Below are 18,304 nucleotides of genomic sequence, written 5' to 3'. Positions count from 1 at the left end.
ACTGTTCTGTCCAAGCAGATGACATGCTCAGACATGTTCTTTTCCTTTCTCTCCTCCTCTCTCTACGAAAACAAGCGCCCCTTTCGTGTATACAGAAGACAAAATCCCGTCTCCCGCGTTTTCCTGAGTCGCCTTCTGTTTCTTCTTGCCGATTGTCATCTTTGGTACTGGGTTCCCCTTTCTAACGAGAAAACCATTTATCAAGATAGGCGCTGCCAACCGCGCTGTTTGATAAAGCTTGTCAGCAGTTCCTGATCTTACATCACTGACCAGAAGCAGACTTATCCTCCACAGATATGGGATCTTCATAGGTTTCCCATCCTGTCATCATTTCTTCTGCCTCCAAAAGCTTGTCATAATACTGCAGCAGCAGCATGGACACGTTGTCCTGCAGCTGTTTTTGTGTCTGTTCATAAAGCCGTAAAAGACATCTAGGATTTACCTTCTCCGGTGCCACATCTGCCATCTGACACAACTGCTTCATGGCTGCGTTGATGGTAATGCGATGAATGTTTGTTCCTCTTTGGGAGCGGAAAATGGCGCCATGTTCCATATTGCTGCGTTTGCAATAGTCCACCAATTCCCGCTGGAATGACCGTGGTATGACAACCTTTCTTTCCTGCCCATTGCCGCTGAAAATCCCACTGCCTGTTTTTACAAAATCCACTGTCATTTGGGGCAGTTCCCAAATATGCAGACCTAATGTGCAAATGGACTTGATGATGAAATAAAGCTGCTCTTTTTTCTGCTGTTTTGCCGCCTGCAGCAAACGAATATACTCCCCACGCTGTAAAACGGTTTGTTCCGTATCTCCCAGCGGCATACAGGATACCTGCCAATTTCTTTCTCCCATAAAATGCAGATACTGATTCACCACTGCCAGCCTGCGGTTGATGGTACGCACTGCCAGCTTTCCTTCCTGCTGCATGGTGTTTTTCCATTGCTGCAAGGTGTTTTCCCGCAGCACATCCTCCGGCAAAAGCTCCTTTTGGAACTTCTGTAAAATCCGGCGATATTCCGCAATGGTTTCCGGTTTATTGCCAGATTTTATTTTTTCCTGCAAAAAGTCTTCAATTGTTTCCTCTGTAAACTTGATTTCTTCCATTTTTCTCACTCGTTATAACGAAATTCCCCTTCTGTCATATTTTTTTGACCGGAAAGCAGAAAATGTCAGACAAACTGGTCAAAGGAATTTTTCTTTTTTTGCCAAAAATAAAAAAAAACATCAAAACAAAACCGAAAATACGTTTTTTTTACAAAAACGTCAGATTCGGTTTTATTTTGATGTCATCACTTGCTATCATATGTAAAAAGTGTTATATTTGAAGTGTATCACACTCGATTTCATTATGTGGTACAGCTTATTTTTACGACAGAAGGGGAATTCTGTTACAACACCAGTCGCATTCGTTCCAGTTTCTGTCGATGGATTCGTCCACTTTCCATAACATAAATTCTTGTGGTTTCAATATGGCTGTGCCCCAGCATATCTGCCAGCTTTGCGATGTCTTTGTCTAAGCTATAGAATATCCGCGCAAACAGATGCCGCAGATTGTGAGGGAACACTTTCTCTGGGCTGACCTCTGCATCTTTGCAGAGTTTTTTCATTTCTGCCCAAATATTTCCCCGGTGCAAAGGACGTCCGCTTTTTGATGCAAAGATAACGCCTTCTGTGATACCTTTCTTAGCTGCGTAAGCTTTGAGTTTTTTCTGCAAACGTGCAGGCAAAAAAATCACCCGCCGCTTTCCTTTACAATTCACTTCTGCCCTGCCCCGTTTGACAGCTGCAACAGTGATAAACTCCAGTTCAGAAACACGTATCCCCGTGGAACAGATGGTTTGTATCAGCAGAGAAAGCCGTTCTTTGCCCTTTTTTTCTGCCGTACGTACCAATCTGCCGTATTCTGCACGGGTCAATTCCTTTTCTTCACTGATAAAAATCTCTTTTTGAATCTTCAATAATTTCAGCCGCAGATCATACCTGCCAGAATAAGAAAAAAAGCCATTGGCAGCCACCAGTCTGCCGTTGACGCCTGCAGGGCTGTATCTTTTTTCCAAATCTTCTTTCCACACCAACAAATCTTCTTTTGTAACTTTTTTGCCTTTCAAATATTTTTCTAGATCCAACAGTTCTCTTTGATACTTTTCCAAAGTTCCCTTGCTTTTTTCCTGTATCTTCAAAAACTGCAAATAGGATGTGATAGCCGCTTTTGTTACAACGAGTTCTTTCATGTGCAGACCTCCCTTTCTGTTCTATTCGGGAATCTTCCCAAAAAAATACTCTGCTATTCTATCAAAAAATCATTTCTTATTTTTACAGCAAAAATTCATAAAATTTTCTGCAAAATAAAAAACGGAGTTTGACGCCACCCTTTTACATTGCGCAAACTCCGCTTGATTATCTACTATTCTTTTTGATTGCCCCGCTTTTCAGCAGGACAAAATCCCCTATCAAAAATGCAGTCGTTTCTGCATCTCCTCATGGAACAGTTCCCACCGGAAAATCACCAGCGCCGCCAATGCCGCACCGCAGCAAACCACGCAGACCAGCGCCGGCAGAATGAACTGAATCACATGGGTCAAGAGCAGTATCCACACCACCAGACCGTATACAATTTCCATGAGCATATAAATGACATACTCCCGTAATTGCAGCCGCAAAAATCTTGCCATAACCACCATCATCCCAATGGACACGGTACAGAGGATAGGCAGGATAAAGTCCACCGACCAGCCATGCCAGCCCGTTCCCATATCCCATGCCACTGCAAGAATGGAAATGACCGTCATTTCCCATAAGATTCCTTTGGGGATATTCCGTTTCTTTTTCCATGCCGCATACAGGCTGATCCAGAAAGAAACCACTCCAGCTAATACAAACATAGACCAGAACAGATCCGGTACAAAGACCCGATTTGCTGCCAGACACACAATCACGGCAATGACGGACAAAAACAGGAAAATACGCATGATCTTCCGATACATATGGTCATACATCTGCAATCTGGGAAATACGTTTTCTTCTTTCTCTCCCCGCAGTTTTGTGCCGCAGAGGGGACAGCGGTCCATACTTCCCCGCACATGCACATGGCAAGCATCACAAATCCGCATGGGCTTCCCCTCCTTCCTGCACATTTGCCGTCAGCTCCACATCAATGCCCATTTCCGTCAGCTGTCTGAAAAAATGACGCTGCACGGAAGTATCCACAAAAGGTGCGGAAAATCCCATGGTAAGCCGATCTCCATAGGAGCAGAGGCAGACCTGCATCCGCTTGGTGCTGACAAATACACCAAACTGCCGCAGATAAGGCGCCATTTCCGCAGGCATATCCACACGACCAATATTGGAAAAGGCCATGGTGATTTCTCTTGCAGACACCCGATTGGCGATATTCAAACTGATATCCTTCAAAAACAGCGGCACCATACGGGTCAGCAGGTTATGCTCTAAAGCACAGAGGTCATTGAGCCTGCCTTTGACTTTTTCATCTGTCAGCTCTTTAGCAAAGCCTTCTTTGACGGCGGCAATGACAGAAGCGAAATCATCGGGATTTTTTCCGAAATCATAGCCCACCGTAATGACAGAGAAAAAGTTTCTGGCAGATTCCGACGGGAAATAATTCCGAAGATTTACAGGTACTGACAGATTCACAGGGTATTTCTCCGCCCGTTTTGGCATCTGGGCATGAATGGCACGAAGCAGCACACTGCAAAGGAATATGCTGGCTGTTGTGCCGTATTCATGGGATTTTTGCAATATCTGGGATGCCGATGCCGTCCCTTCAATGACACGAATCTGATGGTCTGGCAGACGGATACCAGAAATACGATAAGCCCGTTTGACTTTCTGTTTTTCATATTTTTTCTTTCCTGTATAATATCGCGCAAAACTATCGCTCATGCGCTCCGGCACAGGCACCGCATTGCGGAGGGCTTCGTGAGAAAGGACACCCTCCCCATGTACCTGCTTGATATAATGGATGGTCAGCATCCGCAGAAATGCCAATGCCCCTGTCCCATCTGTCAGGGAATGGTAGACCTCCAGATTGATGCGGCAGCGATAATATGTCACAGAAAAGAGCAATCCGTGACGATCGGGATGGTACAGCTTACTGCATGGCGGCAGATGTTCCTCCCGCACCACCGGCTTTTCTCTGCTTTCTTCGTAAAAATACCAGAACAGCCCCCGCCGCAGGGAATAGCGGTAAAAGGGGAAAAATTCCAGTGTTTCTTCCAAGGCTGCCTGCAAAGGTGCTTCCTGCACCATTTCCGTCAGTTCACAGGTGAAACGGAAAACCTTTGTATCTTCTCTGCTTGTGGTGGACGGAAATATCTTTGCAGCGTTTTCCAGCCTGCTCCACTTTGCATCACTCACAAAGGCTCTCCTCCTTTCAGGAATTGCTGTATCCAGCGGTAGCTTTCCTGTACCGCTTCAAACCGCGGCGGCAGAGAAAAATATCCATGGAGCCCATCGGCAATGCGCACCACTGTCACGTCATTTCCTGCCCGCTGCAATTCCGCACCATAGGCTTCCCCTTCATCCCGGAGGGGGTCAAATTCCGCCGTCAGAATGAGGGTGCGGGGCTGGTTGGTAAAGTCCTCCGCCAAAAGAGGCGCAAAATACGGATTTTGCCGATCTTCCGGCGAGGACTGGTACAATTCCATATAGTCGCAAACCCGTTTAGAGGTCAAGAGATAATCCGTGCCGTTTTCCACCACAGAAGGGAAAGGCGACGCGGGAGAATGGTCATTGAATGTGGCAGGATACAAAAGTATCTGCTGCTTCACTTCAAATTCGCCCCGATCTCTTGCCATCTGGGACACCACCGCTGCCAGATTGCCGCCGGCAGAATCCCCCATGAGTGTGATTTCCTCCGGTTTTGCCGGAAAAGGAAAGCCATCACAGAACAATGTTTTTGCCACATGGTAGCAGTCCTCCGGCGCTGCCGGGAATTTATGCTCCGGCGCCAGACGATAATCCACAGAAATGACTACTGATTCCAATATCTGCGCCATGGAAGCACAAACCTTCGTATAGCTGTTGATGTCCCCAACGACCCAGCCGCCACCATGGAAAAAGAGAATCACAGGCGGTTCCAACACCTCTTTGTCATTGGGAAAAAACAGCCGCACAGGCACACTGGTCTTGCCAAAAGGCACACGCCAGTCCTGAAAGAGGTTTTTCTCCGGTGAAAGCTGGGCAGAGCGAATCCCTTCCAGCCGACGTTTGATTTTATATGTTTTTTTCACATCCAAATCTGGATAAGACAGCGCTTTCAGCGCCGCATGCATGACTTTATTGATTTCCAAAGGTTTCTCCCCCTTAGCTTCCCCAAATACCTCTAATGATAAATACCACAAGGGCTATAATACCAGCCGCACGGTATGCCATGAGCATTGCGTCGTGAGGCTCTGCATTCTCACTGAAATTCCCGTAAAAAATGTCCCAAATCTTTCTTGGAAAAAAGACCATGACTGCCGCAAAAACGACAAATACAATCTTCAGCACCAAAAGCATTTTTCTTCCCCCTTAAATCTTCCCTTTCCGATAAGCGCTGGGCGTAATGGAAAAATATTTGCGGAAGGTCTGAGCAAAATGACTGGGGCTGTCAAAACCGCAGCGCATCCCCACTTCCGCCACCGGCAGATTGGTTTCCCGCAGCAGAAGCGCCGCCTGAGAAACACGATACCGCAGCAAATACTGCAAAGGAGAAATGCCGATGGTACGATGGAAGCACCGCAGACATTCCCGCTCCCCGATATTTGCCGCTCTTGCAATCCTTGCCAAGTCCAAAGGCTCGTTATACTCTTTCTGAATCAGTTCCAGCATGCTCTTGAGCCGCTGAGCGTCCATGGTTTTCCGGCTGTTTCCGCCTTCCACAGGCTTTGTATGGGCATAGAGATTCCGCCACAAGCGTCCCAGGGTATCCCGCACATCCCATTCATAACCTTCTTCTTTTTTCTCCAGAAAGCGGACGATTTCTTTGATTTCCGCCAGCATGTCCTTCTGCCACTGTTCTTCCCCCGTCAGGGGCAGCCCCTTAATACCGCCATAAGCCAGCAGAGGGGCGATATATTTTTTCTGAAAAACCGTATCCTGTCCGCCGCTGATAAGCCGGGTATGGAATACAGCGGAGCGGATTTTGCCTCCTTCGCCCGCTGCCAGTATGCTGTGGAGCACATTGGCATGGATAAAAGCCCCTTCGCCTTTGGAAAGGGTCCAGCGCATGTCCGGCAGAAATACTTCCACACTGCCTTCTGTTACATATAATATTTCCGTTTCTTCGTGCCAATGCCAGGCAACGCCGCCTTTTTCGCCGCTGCGAATCTGGGTATCATAGCCGCCGCAGGGAAAATCCGCCGTGCCATGGGGACGCAGTTCCATTTGTCTGGGATTGACGTTTACATCACAGGCATCCAATGACATACTACCCCTCCTGTCCGTTTTTTTATAGTATACGTCTATATATTGATTGCATCAAGCCTTTTCCGGCGGTATTTTAATAGAGTACAAATTTTTGCGTATGTTTTCCCAAAAAAGACAACCTATTTATTTTTGGAGGTATTTTATGTTTTCATTGCTTCTGGCACTGATTTATGTATCCTTTATTTCACTGGGGCTGCCGGATTCCCTGCTGGGCTCCGCGTGGCCGCAAATGCAGGAAAGTCTGGGAGTTTCCCTTTCTCTTGGGGGTGTCATCTCCTTTCTTATTACCGCCAGCACCATCCTGTCCAGCCTCATGAGCCATCAGGTCATCCAGCGGTTCGGCACAGGCGCCGTCACCATGTGCAGCGTTGCCATGACTGCCCTTGCCCTTTTTGGTTTCTCCCTTTCCAATAGCTTCTTTGCCCTCTGTCTTTGGGCAATTCCCTACGGTCTAGGGGCTGGCTCCGTAGATGCCGCCCTGAACAACTTCGTTGCCCTCCACTGCAAAGCAAAGCACATGAGTTGGCTCCACTGTTTCTGGGGCATTGGCGCTACAGGCGGACCATACATCATGGGCTTATGTCTGAGCCGCGGCATGGGCTGGCAGGCAGGCTACCGCACCATTTCCTTCCTGCAAATGGCATTGACTCTCATCCTGCTTCTGTCCCTGCCTTTGTGGAAAAAACAGGAACTGCCCCTTTCCGGCGGCGAAACTGTCCATCCCCAAACACCCCAGTGGGGCAAACTGCTGAAACGTCCCGGTGTCAAAGCTGCTCTGACGGCGTTTTTCTTCTATTCCGCACTGGAACTGACCACAGGTCTTTGGGGCAGCAGTTATATGGTGGCTGTCCGGGGCATTTCCCCTGAAACTGCCGCAAAATGGATTTCCCTGTTTTATCTGGGTATCACTGCCGGACGATTTTTCAGCGGCTTCCTCACCCTGCGGTTTTCCGATGATGCCATGGTACGTCTGGGGGAAGGTACTGCCATTGTGGGCATACTTCTGATGCTCCTGCCCCTCCATAACCTGTTCCTTTGTCTGGGATTGATTCTCACAGGACTGGGCTGTGCGCCCATTTATCCCAGTCTGCTCCACGCCACACCCCAGCGGTTTGGAAAATCCCTGTCCCAATCTCTCATGGGCACCCAAATGGCAATTTCTTATCTGGGCAGCACCACCATGCCCCCTGTGTCCGGGTTTCTGTCGGAGAAAATCTCCATGGGGCTGTATCCCGTGCTGCTTCTGGTCTTTGCCCTTTCCATGACCATCCTGACGGAAAAAGGCAGACACTGCACTGCGGAATGAAACAAAAAAATCTGCATATCAAAATCCATCTTGGAAAAACAAATTCTCCGAAAATAGAAAAAGCCAGAACTTTCTGTATTACAGAGATTCTGGCTTTCTTTGTTTTCTTATGAAGATGCCCGAAAAAGGACATTTTTATATGTAATTTATTCGGACTTGCCTTCTCTTGTCATCAATTCCAATACGGCTGTCTGGGTATCTTTCCCATGGAACAGCACGTCATTGATGGCTTGTGTGATAGGCAGGTCAACATGGTATTTTTCTGCCAGATGACAAGCCGCCTGTACGGTGTTGACACCTTCTACAACCATTTTGACTTCTGCCAGTGTTTCTTCCAGACTTTTGCCCTGTCCCAGCAGGATGCCTGCCCGGCGGTTACGGGAGTGCATACTGGTACAAGTCACAATCAGGTCACCGATGCCGGAAAGACCAGCGAATGTTTCCGCTTTGCCGCCCATGGCAATGCCCAGACGTTTCATTTCCGCAATGCCTCTTGTCATGAGAGCCGCTTTGCTGTTATCCCCAAAGCCCAGACCGTCGTTCATGCCTGCTGCCAGTGCCATAACGTTTTTCAGAGCTGCGCCCATTTCCACGCCAATGACATCTGTGCTGGTGTAAATGCGGAATTTGGGATTCATGAATTCTTTCTGCACCATTTTTGCCACTTCTTCATTTTCAGAAGCAATGAGGCATGTGGTGGGGATTTCTCTTGCCACTTCTTCCGCATGGCTGGGACCGGACAGCACGCAAACTTCGCACTGAGGCACGCATTCCTGGATGACCTGAGAAAGACGCAGCAGACTGCCGTCCTCCAGACCTTTTGCCACATTGACGATGACAGTGCCGGGTTTGAAATAAGGCGCAAAATCTGTCATGGTCTGGCGCACTGCACGGGAAGGCACCGCAGAAATGACGATTTCCGCACCCTCCAGCGCCGCTTCACGGTCTGTGGTGGCTGTCAATGTTTCCGGCAATGTAACGCCGGGAAGATATTTTTCGTTGGTGTGTTTGCTATTGATTTCGTCTACAGCTGCCTGACTTCTTGCCCAAATCTTCACCTGATGGTCATACTTGGTCAGAATAATGGCAAGGGCTGTGCCCCAGCTGCCGGAACCGATTACCGCTACATTTTTCATAACAAACTCCCCTTCCTCAGACTTTCTTTGTCAAAGTAAACTTGTTTTCATTGCCTGCGCGCAGTCTTTCGATATTTGCCCGATGTTTCCACAGTGCCAGAATGGTCAGTGCTGTCAGCACCAGCGCCCCTTCCAGTGGAAGCTGGAAGAAAAAGGCACAAACGGGAATGGCAATGGAAAAGAGCATGGAGCCCAGAGAAATATAACCGGACATTGCCACTGCCACAATACCGATGATAAAGGAAATGAGCATCAGTGGCATGGATTCTGTAAAACCGATGCACAGCACCAAGCCGATGGTGGCAGCAATGCCTTTCCCGCCTTTGAAATGCAGGTAAAAAGGAAAATCATGTCCTAAGATGGTACCTGCGCAGGCATAAATCCCTGCCAGAATCCCCATATCCGGGAACAGCCATCTGGCAATGATGAAACTTACGACCCCTTTTAAAATATCCCCGATGAATGTAACCGCTCCTGCTTTAAACCCCAGCACACGCAGGGCATTTGTGGTACCCAGATTGCCGCTGCCTTTCTTGCTCAGGTCTGTTTTGCAGAGCTTGCCCATGATGAACGCCGTCTGGATACAGCCGATAAAGTACCCGATGGCAATACAAATCAGTCGAAACATATCAATCCTTATCCCCTTTTTCTCTTACGATAAAATGAATGGGTGTACCCACAAAACCAAAGGCTTCCCGCAGCTGGTTTTCAATATATCTGCGGTAAGAGAAGTGGAACAGTTCCCGTTCGTTGACGAAAATGACAAAGGTAGGGGGTTTTACGGATACCTGTGTCATGTAGTACAGACGCAGCTGGCGACCTTTGTCCGCAGGGGGCTGCTGCATGGCTGTTGCTTCAATCAAAACTTCGTTCAGAACGCCGGTGCTGATACGCAGGGCGTGGTTTTCGTTTACGGTCTTGATCAGTTCCAGCAGACGATTTACACGCTGACCAGTATGAGCGGAAATGAACACTCTGGGTGCATAAGGCATGTACGCCAATTCATTGCCGATGTCCTTCAGGTATTTGTTCATGGTCTTATCATCTTTTTCGATGGAATCCCATTTGTTTACAGCAACGATAGCCGCTTTCCCTCTTTCGTGGGCAATGCCGGCAATCTTTGTATCCTGATCGGTGATGCCTTCGTTGGCATCAATAACCAAAATAGCAACGTCACAGCGTTCTACGGCAGCAACGGCACGAATGATACTGAAACGTTCGATTTCTTCTTTGATCTTGCTCTTCCGGCGCATACCCGCTGTGTCGATGAACACATATTTCTGACCATCCACTTCAATGGGAGAGTCGATGGCGTCACGGGTGGTACCGGGAATGTTGCTGACGATGAGTCTGTCTTCTCCCAGAATCTTATTAATCAGGGAGGACTTCCCTACGTTAGGTTTGCCGATGATGGCAACTTTGATTGCATCATCTTCTTCCTGTGTGTCGCTGTCTTCAGGGAAGTGTGCAATGACTTCGTCCAGCATATCCCCCAGACCCAGTGCCTGACCTGCGGAAATGGGCATGGGATCGCCGATGGCAAGTTCATAAAATTCGTAAATATCCATAGTGTCACGCTTTACGCTGTCCACTTTGTTGACAGCCAGCACAACGGGTTTTTTGGTGCGGCGCAGTTTGTTTGCAACCTGACGGTCGTCGTCGGTAACACCCGCTTTTACGTCTGTGACAAACAGGATCACGTCAGCGGTTTCAATGGCGATTTCCGCCTGCTGCAAAATCTGTTTCTGAATGATTTCTTCAGAACCGATTTCCATACCGCCGGTGTCGATGAGTGTAAATTTGTGATTCAGCCATTCTACGTCTGCGTAGATTCTGTCACGTGTTACGCCGGGGGTATCCTGTACGATGGAAATGCGTTCGCCCGCCAGCCTGTTAAAAAGGGTGGACTTGCCCACGTTGGGACGTCCCACCACTGCTACGATGGGTTTGCTCATTTGTTTTCCTCCAACTCTATGTTCATTGTTTTTCATTTTCATACAGAAGGGGGCATACGCCCCCACTTTCACATTCTATGTATTATAGCATAAAAAAGGCGGTACATACAATACTTTCCCACATTTCCGGGCTTTTTCACAAAATTTTTACGCAAAAAAGCCCCCTTGTCCACGCCGGAACAACAAAAACCGCCCCAAAGGTGCTCAGAAAAGCGAAAAAGGCGTGAAATCCGCAGATTTCACGCCCCGCACCGAATGATTTTTTCAGTGTTTTGAGACCGCGGAAGGGATTGGGAAACGAAGGGTTCCCCAACCGGAATCCGCAGCCGGAATTTATTTCCGGCGAGGAAAAAGCCGAAGTTTCAAAGCTGTTAAGCTGATGGAACTTCGGCTTTTGACTTCTGTCTACTCGTCAAAGGCTTGAATGAAATGAGCCTTTGACGACAGGGTGTCAACCTTCGACACCCTGAATCGCAAAATCCGCAGATTTCACGCCCGTCTGTCTTTTTTACAGCAGTGTCATGACCCCAGCCATAACGCCGCGATTTTCCCGCATTTTCCGATGGGAGTAGAACCGTTCTGTGTCACACATGGTGCAAAGACCGGAAATCTCAATGTTTTCCACGCCCATTTCCGCCAGCAGTCTGCGGTTGGTTTCCCACAGGTCAATTTTGTATTTGCCTTCTTCTGTGGGGTCGTCAAAAATGATATCATCGGCAAAGGCAATCTGCGCCCGGAACAGATTCACCACAGGGTCATCCACCTGAAAACAGCATTTCCCGATGGAAGGACCAACGGCTGCCACAATATCCTTGGGGTTTGTGCCATAAGCTGCCATCATTTCCTGTACGATTTTTTCTGCCATACGGTCGGCAGTGCCTTTCCAGCCGCAGTGTGCCAGACCAATGGCTTTGTTTTTGGTATCCAGCAGGAAAACAGGTACGCAGTCTGCCCCGAAAATCACCAGATTGATGCCTTTTTCATTCGTCATCAAGCCGTCGATATCGTGATAAGTTCTGTCTTTTGTAACACCGCAGCCTTTGTCCTTTGCTGTCACTTTCAGTACGTTTGTGGTATGGGTCTGCTGGGTTGCCACAAAGGCGTTTTCATCCAGCTCCAACGCTCTTGCCAAAATGCGGTAATTTTCCGCCACGGGGGCTCTGTCCTCCCCTCTGGAAAAGCCCATGTTCATGGTGCCGTAAAAGCCTGTGCTGACACCGCCGTGGCGGGTGGTGAAGCCATGTTTCACCATACCTGTCTGAGTCAGATTATCAAATGTGATCAGTTCCACATCACCTTTTTTTACAATCTGCAAGTTTCTTCCTCCTTTATGCCTCGAAGGCGTTTTCGATGTATCGGAAATATTTCTTTCCGTCTTCTTCCAAAATTTCTGCCACATCAAAACGGCAATCCCTGTCTGCGTCCCCCGTCTCCGCCAGATACGCCAGCGCCGTTTCGATGATATGTGCCTGCTTCCGGCGGTCTACGGCTTCCGCAGGGGTGCCGTAAGCAGTGCTGGTTCTTGTTTTTACCTCCGTAAATACCAGTATACCATCTTTCTGGGCAATGATGTCGATTTCTCCGCTTGGTTTGCGGTAATTCTGGGCAAGAATTTCATAGCCCATTTTCTTCATTTCCTTTGCGGCAAGGAGTTCGCCCCGGTTGCCTGTTTCCTTGGGTGCGGCATCTTCTTTCAGAAAATTTTTCACGAATGTCCGGCGATGAATGGGACAGATGCCATACTGGGCAATGCCTGCCAGATGTTTCTGGGAGCCGTAACCCTTATTGGAAGCAAAATCGTAATGAGGATAGATTTCCGCCATGCCTTCCATCATGGCATCTCTGGTGACCTTTGCCACAATGCTGGCGGCACCGATGGAAATACTTTTGGCATCCCCTTTGATAATGCCTTTCTGGGGCGTAGATACCTTGGGAATGGTCACCGCGTCCGCAAGGATAAAGTCCGGCTGTACTTCCAGTTTGGACAAAGCCTCTCGCATAGCTTCATAAGTTGCCTGCAAAATATTGATTTCGTCAATGCGTTCGTTGGAAACTACCCCCACTGCCCAAGCCACTGCCTGTTCCTTGATGATTTGGCAAAGCTCCTCCCGTTTCTGGGCAGAAAGTTTTTTGGAGTCATTGACACCGGCAATCTTGCAGTTTTTCGGCAGAATCACCGCTGCCGCTACCACAGGACCGGCAAGGGGTCCTCTGCCCACTTCGTCAATGCCTGCCACCAGTTCAAAGCCTTTTTCGTAGCACTCCCGTTCGTAAGTCAGCAATGTTTCCAGTCGTTCCAGTTCTGCCAGATAAGCGTCGTATTTCTTCTGGAAACGGGTCACAAGGCTCTGTACGCCTTTGCGGCTGTCGGCGGCAAATTCCGGCAAAACTTCCGGCAGTTTTTCCACGGGACAGCTGCTTAATATTTCTTTGATTTCCCCAACGGACTGCATGGTTCTTCTCTCCTTTTGCAAAAAAGCCCCCGACTGGAAACCAATCGGGGGTCTTGTGTTTAATTAAAATTCATGATCATTTCGTTTGTAGTTACGTCATCCCAATCGTCATGGTTATATACACGGAATACTACACTAATATTATAGATCTTGTCAATACCGGCGCTTTTCAAATCGCTGTCCTCAATGGTCAGGCGGTCTGTTTCGCTTCTGTCACCCAAAACACTTGCATAGAGATAACCTTCCACTTCTTTGTTATTGACTTCCAAGCTGTCCAGTACAACAGTCTGTTCAAAGTCACTGTTATTGGTAAATTTGAAATCCACTTCAATACCGTCGATATATCCAGCGGATTCTCTCACACCGGTACACTGGATTTTCATATTATTGACATTGGTGCTGGGTTTGCTGGAAAGTTTCCCCAATCTGCTGTCATCGTCAGAAGTGGTTTCTTCCGGCTGTTCCGGTTCTTTTTCCTGTTCTTTCTGTTCTGTTTCCCCTAAGATAACGGTTTTGGAAGCAGCATCCCATGTGACGTTTTTCCCTACAGCTTCCCCAACGGCACGGACAGGCAGATATGTGGTTCCTTCGTAGATAAAAGGTTCTTTGTCTGTTTTCAGTTCTTTCCCGTCTACAACGATTTTAATGTTGTTAAACATAACAGGAATGTCCATGTTTGCCACCTTTGCGTAAGCGGCAGGCGCTGCACCCATAACAAGAGCAGCCACCGTTGCCCCTAAACATACATCTTTGATTCTTTGGAATTTCATGTCAAAAGCCCCCTTTTGATGGTTTTTATTTTTATGATATCTTAAAAATAACACAATTCTCCCCTATTTTGGGGGAAATCCCAAAAAATTCCTGTGATATTCTAAAAAAAGCCTATTTGTCCTCTGCGCCAGGGAAAAAGAAAGAAACCGGTACATCTAATATGCCGGCGATTTTGATCAATTCATAATCGGCAATAAACCGCTCGCCTTTTTCCATGCGGCAAATGGAATAACGGTCAATGGTGATGCCTTCCAACTGCAAAGCCCGGGACAGCGCTGCCTGTGACATCTTTTTTTCCATACGAATTTTTCGGATTTGTTCCCCACAGATATTTTTCTTCCCGTCGTATTCGTATATTTTCATGGCTCACAGTCCCCCTCATTTTTTTCTTGACATTACCATGTGTCCTGCCTTATGATGTTGCTAAAGATGCAACATTATGTATTTCGTATCAAAAGGAGAGGAAATCTATGGAAACACCAAAAACAAAGAAATGTAAATTCTGTCAAAGTGAAATCCCCCAAAAAGCGTCTGTATGCCCCCAGTGCGGCAAAAAACAAGGCGGTAAGGCAAAATGGGTCATTGCAGTCATTGTTGTGCTGCTGATCTTTTCCGCACTGATGGGCGGCGAGGAAAAGCCTGCATCTTCCTTTGGAGGAAACGCGCCTGTAGCGGAAAACAATGCCGCCACAGAACCCAGCAACACGGAAGCAGAAGAAACCGCTCCTGTGGAAATCATGGAAATTTCTCCTGCAGAGCTGCTGGCATCCTATGAAGCCAACGAAGTCAAAGGGGATGCCCTTTATGAAGGAAAAACCATGCGGCTCAGCGGCACCGTCGGTTCCATTGGCAAAGACATTGTAGATGATGTTTACATCACTTTTGCCGGCGAAGAGTTTGCCATCACTTCTGTACAGTGTTATTTCTCTGATGAAGCCCAGATTGAAAAAGTCATGGAATTACAGGAAGGAGACGCCATCACATTGGTTGGTGTCTGTGACGGCAAATTTGGCAATGTGCTCATCAAAGACTGTGTGTTTGAATAATCCCTGATATACAAAAAGTCGGACATTCTTTTCAGACATCTTCATAAGAAAGCAAAGAAAGCTGAAATCCTTATCGAGAAAGGATTTCAGCTTTCTTATTTTTATCCGGTATATTTTCTTCTGAAGATTGTCGTCGCAGTTCCTCTGACGAGGAGCTTACTTTTCAGAATTTCCGACTTTTTATTTCTTTACACTTCCATGATGATAGGCAGAATCATAGGGCTTCTCTTTGTTTTCTGCCAGATATAGTTTTTCAAAGTATCTTTGATGAGGTTCTTGATATAGTTCCAGCTGGTGATGTTCTTTTCTTCGCATTCCTGCAGGGCTTTCATGACAACTTCTCTTGCGCCGTCCATAAGGTCTTCGGATTCACGAACATAAACAAAGCCACGGGAAATGATGTCGGGACCTGCCACAATCTGACCGGTTTCTTCTTCCATGGAAACCACGACCACCATCAAGCCGTCCTCGGACAGGTGCTTTCTGTCGCGAAGTACAATGTTCCCAACGTCGCCAACACCCAGACCGTCTACCATGACCTGACCGGTCGGTACAGTGCCTGTGACTTTGGCTTCATTTTTGGACAGTTCCAGCACATCCCCCAGTTTATTGACGAAGATGTTTTTCTTGTCCATGCCCATGCTGATGGCAAGATCTCTATGGCTGGACAGGTGCATGTATTCGCCGTGAACAGGCATGAAGAATTTGGGCTTTGTCAGAGCAAGCATGAGCTTCAGCTCTTCCTGACGGGCGTGACCGGAAACGTGGATGTCCTCAATGCCGCCGTATACCACATCTGCGCCTTTTTTCAGCAGCTCATTCACCACGCGGATCACGTTCTTTTCGTTGCCGGGGATAGCAGATGCACTAATGATGATTTTATCATCGGGTTTGACGCTGACCTGTTTATGTTCACTGTTGGCAATACGGGACAGAGCGGACATGGTTTCGCCCTGACTGCCTGTGGTGATGATAACCAGCTGTTCATCCCGATAATTCTTGATTTCGTTGATATCAATAAGGGTACGGGGCGGAACCCACAGATAATCCAGTTCAGACGCTGTTTTTACGGCGTTTACCATACTTCTGCCGATGATGGCAACCTTTCTGCCATACATATAGGCCGCATTGATGATCTGCTGGATACGGTGAATATTAGAGGAGAATGTGGCAACCATGATACGGTTTCTGGGGGTTTCCTCAAAAATCCGTTCAAACACCTTACCTACATTCTTTTCAGACATGGTAAAGCCTTTGCGTTCCGCGTTGGTACTGTCGCTCATGAGGAGCAGTACGCCCTGACTGCCCAGTTCCGCAAAACGCTGCAAGTCGATGATATCCCCGTCAATGGGTGTATAGTCCACCTTAAAGTCCCCGGTGTGGATGACCATACCCACAGGGGTCTGGATTGCCAGCGCCACAGAATCGGCGATGGAATGGTTTGTGTGGATGAATTCCACCACCATTTCCCCCAGTTTCACTTTTTCGCCGGGCACAACGGTGTGCAGTGTGGTCTTATCCAGCATTTTATGCTCTCTGAGTTTGTTTTCCAACAGACCCAGTGTCAGCAGTGTGCCGAATACAGGCACTTTCAATTGTTTCAGTACATAAGGCAGTGCGCCGATATGGTCTTCGTGACCGTGAGTCAGCACGATGCCTCTGATTTTTTCTACGTTCTTTGCCAAATAGGTAATGTCTGGAATGACCAGGTCAATGCCCAGCATATCGTCCTCGGGGAACGCCAGGCCACAGTCGATGATGATGATATCGTTGCCGTATTCCAGTACGGTCATATTCTTCCCGATCTCTTCCAGACCGCCCAAAGCGATGACTTTCAGCCTTGTTTTGGGCTTGGATCTTCTGTTTGCCAAAAAACACACCTCCTTTTTATCGTTTTATGTAATCCATTTCTAAAAGTTAGTATGGCGTAAAAAAGTCTGCTTTAAACACAAAAACAAAACCTGTCTATTTCTCCTTTTTCAGACAAGCACAAAAAGAGCAGGCAATCCTGTCCTTCCCCGAAAAACAATTCACGTCCCATTTTTCTCCAAAGACAGGTTTCTGCTTTTTCGTTTCTGTTCGCTTTTTTATCCGCACATATATTGAAAAGGGTGTCGGTCAGCCGTCCACCCTATCCATTCTAAAATCAGTCGTCGATGGAAACTTCGTAGTCTTCGCCTTTCTGGGCAAAAAGTTCTGCCACACGGTCAAATTCCGCGTCGTCTTCCACCATTTCATATGTGATGTCGTTGGCGTCAATAGCCACTTCTTTGAGGATCAAGGCCTGTGTTTCGTCCTCGTCCATTTTTTCTGTTTCTACCACCAGCAGGTAACGGTCTGTGCCGCTGGCTACGTTATCAATAATGGAAAATTCCACATCTGTGCCATCCTCGTCGGTCATGGTCACGATTTCAAATTCCAGTTCGTCTGCTTCTTCAAAAATATCGCTCATGTTCTTCTCCGTTTCTTTCTGGGGGCTTACTGCTTGCTGTCCAGATACCCCTGCAAAATGTGTACTGCTGCCATTTTGTCAATGACGCTCTTTCTTTTATCGTGGCTCAGGTCTGCCATGCGCAGGGCACGCTCCGCCGCAATGGTGCTGAAACGCTCGTCCCAGAGCACCACAGGGATTTTGGGGAATCTGCCTTTGATTTTCGCCTCAAAGACCTTTGTTTTCTCGCACCGTTCCCCTTCGGAGTTATCCAGATTTTTGGGATAGCCCAAAACGATGGTATCCACCTGATACTGTTCGATGATCTCTGCCAGACGGCGCATGCATTTTTTAAATTCCTGAGGATTTTCTCTTTTGATGATTTCCACGCCCTGCGCTGTCCAGCCCAAGGGATCACTCACTGCCACGCCGATGGTCTTATCACCGAAGTCCAAACCTAATATACGCAAATTGATGCCTCTTTCTTATTCGTTTCTGTCCAGATAATCTTTTACCAGTTCTTCCAGCAGTTCATCACGTTCCAGTTTACGGATCATGGCTCTAGCGTTGAGATAGCTGGTGATATAAGTGGGGTCACCGGAAAGGATATAGCCCACAATCTGGTTGACAGGGTTGTAACCCTTCTCCCGCAGTGCCGTGCTGACGGAAATCAGAATTCTTTTTGCTTCATTTTCGGGTTCCTTGCCCGTTCTGCCGAAATATTGTGTTTCATTGATGTTATTGCTCATGTGTATCACGCTCCGTTCCACAGCACATGC

Annotated in this window: 21 protein-coding genes; 2 read left to right on the top strand and 19 right to left on the bottom strand. The window is 47.7% G+C overall.

What is annotated here, in order from left to right:
- Window positions 1-27: 27 nt before the first annotated feature.
- From INF29_RS02805 to INF29_RS02770, 8 genes are all read right to left on the bottom strand, one after another.
- Window positions 28-309 carry a hypothetical protein gene (locus INF29_RS02805; RefSeq protein WP_193484449.1) on the bottom strand — a complete coding sequence of 94 codons (282 nt, stop codon included), beginning with the start codon at window positions 307-309 and terminating at the stop codon, window positions 28-30.
- Window positions 263-1,105, bottom strand: a complete 843-nt coding sequence (locus tag INF29_RS02800; protein WP_193484447.1) for a tyrosine-type recombinase/integrase — start codon at window positions 1,103-1,105, stop codon at window positions 263-265. Before INF29_RS02800 ends, INF29_RS02805 begins: the two co-directional genes overlap by 47 nt.
- 284 nt (window positions 1,106-1,389) lie before the next feature.
- Window positions 1,390-2,232, bottom strand: a complete 843-nt coding sequence (locus INF29_RS02795) for a tyrosine-type recombinase/integrase (protein WP_193484446.1) — start codon at window positions 2,230-2,232, stop codon at window positions 1,390-1,392.
- Between the two features lie 219 nt (window positions 2,233-2,451).
- Window positions 2,452-3,111, bottom strand: coding sequence for a DUF6320 domain-containing protein (locus INF29_RS02790; protein WP_072852873.1), 660 nt, complete (start codon window positions 3,109-3,111; stop codon window positions 2,452-2,454).
- The gene (locus tag INF29_RS02785) at window positions 3,098-4,375 is read right to left on the bottom strand and encodes a hypothetical protein (RefSeq protein ID WP_087989185.1); all 1,278 of its coding nucleotides are present in this window, start codon (window positions 4,373-4,375) and stop codon (window positions 3,098-3,100) included. Before INF29_RS02785 ends, INF29_RS02790 begins: the two co-directional genes overlap by 14 nt.
- Window positions 4,372-5,310 (bottom strand): alpha/beta hydrolase, encoded by a 939-nt coding sequence (locus INF29_RS02780; protein ID WP_191344438.1) that lies wholly within the window; start codon window positions 5,308-5,310, stop codon window positions 4,372-4,374. The genes INF29_RS02785 and INF29_RS02780 overlap by 4 nt, the downstream gene beginning before the upstream one ends.
- Window positions 5,311-5,323: 13 nt before the next feature.
- A complete protein-coding gene (locus INF29_RS02775; protein ID WP_072852869.1) occupies window positions 5,324-5,518 on the bottom strand; it encodes a hypothetical protein in 195 nt (64 codons plus the stop codon).
- A 12-nt stretch (window positions 5,519-5,530) separates the two neighbouring features.
- Complete coding sequence (locus INF29_RS02770) at window positions 5,531-6,427, bottom strand: AraC family transcriptional regulator (RefSeq protein WP_087989184.1); 897 nt, start codon at window positions 6,425-6,427, stop codon at window positions 5,531-5,533.
- Window positions 6,428-6,569: 142 nt separating this feature from the next.
- On the opposite strand from INF29_RS02770, the gene INF29_RS02765 reads away from it, so the two are divergent.
- Window positions 6,570-7,733 carry an MFS transporter gene (locus INF29_RS02765; RefSeq protein WP_193484444.1) on the top strand — a complete coding sequence of 388 codons (1,164 nt, stop codon included), beginning with the start codon at window positions 6,570-6,572 and terminating at the stop codon, window positions 7,731-7,733.
- A gap of 146 nt (window positions 7,734-7,879) precedes the next feature.
- Here INF29_RS02765 and INF29_RS02760 read toward each other — a convergent pair whose 3' ends face one another.
- From INF29_RS02760 to INF29_RS02730, 7 genes are all read right to left on the bottom strand, one after another.
- Complete coding sequence (locus INF29_RS02760; protein WP_087989182.1) at window positions 7,880-8,869, bottom strand: NAD(P)H-dependent glycerol-3-phosphate dehydrogenase; 990 nt, start codon at window positions 8,867-8,869, stop codon at window positions 7,880-7,882.
- 16 nt (window positions 8,870-8,885) lie between these two features.
- A complete protein-coding gene (gene plsY, locus INF29_RS02755) occupies window positions 8,886-9,497 on the bottom strand; it encodes a glycerol-3-phosphate 1-O-acyltransferase PlsY (protein WP_193484442.1) in 612 nt (203 codons plus the stop codon).
- A gap of 1 nt (window position 9,498) precedes the next feature.
- A complete protein-coding gene (gene der / locus INF29_RS02750) occupies window positions 9,499-10,824 on the bottom strand; it encodes a ribosome biogenesis GTPase Der (RefSeq protein ID WP_191344442.1) in 1,326 nt (441 codons plus the stop codon).
- 508 nt (window positions 10,825-11,332) lie between these two features.
- Window positions 11,333-12,139, bottom strand: a complete 807-nt coding sequence (gene pgeF, locus INF29_RS02745; protein ID WP_193484440.1) for a peptidoglycan editing factor PgeF — start codon at window positions 12,137-12,139, stop codon at window positions 11,333-11,335.
- A gap of 13 nt (window positions 12,140-12,152) precedes the next feature.
- Window positions 12,153-13,277, bottom strand: coding sequence for a ribonuclease HII (locus tag INF29_RS02740; RefSeq protein ID WP_072852857.1), 1,125 nt, complete (start codon window positions 13,275-13,277; stop codon window positions 12,153-12,155).
- Window positions 13,278-13,336: 59 nt separating this feature from the next.
- On the bottom strand, window positions 13,337-14,047 hold the full coding sequence (locus INF29_RS02735) for a copper amine oxidase N-terminal domain-containing protein (RefSeq protein WP_243184066.1): 711 nt from the start codon (window positions 14,045-14,047) through the stop codon (window positions 13,337-13,339).
- A 112-nt stretch (window positions 14,048-14,159) separates the two neighbouring features.
- Window positions 14,160-14,411: a helix-turn-helix domain-containing protein gene (locus INF29_RS02730; RefSeq protein WP_072852853.1), complete on the bottom strand. Its 252-nt coding sequence runs from the start codon at window positions 14,409-14,411 to the stop codon at window positions 14,160-14,162.
- A 107-nt stretch (window positions 14,412-14,518) separates the two neighbouring features.
- On the opposite strand from INF29_RS02730, the gene INF29_RS02725 reads away from it, so the two are divergent.
- Window positions 14,519-15,094 carry an OB-fold protein gene (locus INF29_RS02725; protein WP_193484438.1) on the top strand — a complete coding sequence of 192 codons (576 nt, stop codon included), beginning with the start codon at window positions 14,519-14,521 and terminating at the stop codon, window positions 15,092-15,094.
- Window positions 15,095-15,282: 188 nt separating this feature from the next.
- On the opposite strand, the gene INF29_RS02720 is transcribed toward INF29_RS02725, so the two are convergent.
- The 4 genes from INF29_RS02720 to INF29_RS02705 form a co-directional block, all read right to left on the bottom strand.
- Complete coding sequence (locus INF29_RS02720; protein ID WP_193484436.1) at window positions 15,283-16,965, bottom strand: ribonuclease J; 1,683 nt, start codon at window positions 16,963-16,965, stop codon at window positions 15,283-15,285.
- A 275-nt stretch (window positions 16,966-17,240) separates the two neighbouring features.
- The gene (locus INF29_RS02715) at window positions 17,241-17,546 is read right to left on the bottom strand and encodes a DUF1292 domain-containing protein (protein ID WP_143710740.1); all 306 of its coding nucleotides are present in this window, start codon (window positions 17,544-17,546) and stop codon (window positions 17,241-17,243) included.
- 26 nt (window positions 17,547-17,572) lie between these two features.
- Window positions 17,573-17,995, bottom strand: coding sequence for a Holliday junction resolvase RuvX (gene ruvX, locus INF29_RS02710; protein WP_072852225.1), 423 nt, complete (start codon window positions 17,993-17,995; stop codon window positions 17,573-17,575).
- A 15-nt stretch (window positions 17,996-18,010) separates the two neighbouring features.
- A complete protein-coding gene (locus tag INF29_RS02705) occupies window positions 18,011-18,274 on the bottom strand; it encodes an IreB family regulatory phosphoprotein (protein ID WP_022255166.1) in 264 nt (87 codons plus the stop codon).
- Between the last annotated feature and the right edge of the window lie 30 nt (window positions 18,275-18,304).

This window comes from Anaerotignum lactatifermentans, from assembly GCF_014982935.1.
Taxonomy (GTDB): Bacteria; Bacillota; Clostridia; order Lachnospirales; family Anaerotignaceae; genus Anaerotignum; species Anaerotignum lactatifermentans.
The sequence above is the reverse complement of the archived record's forward strand: the minus strand, read 5'-3'. Positions and strand labels throughout refer to the sequence as shown.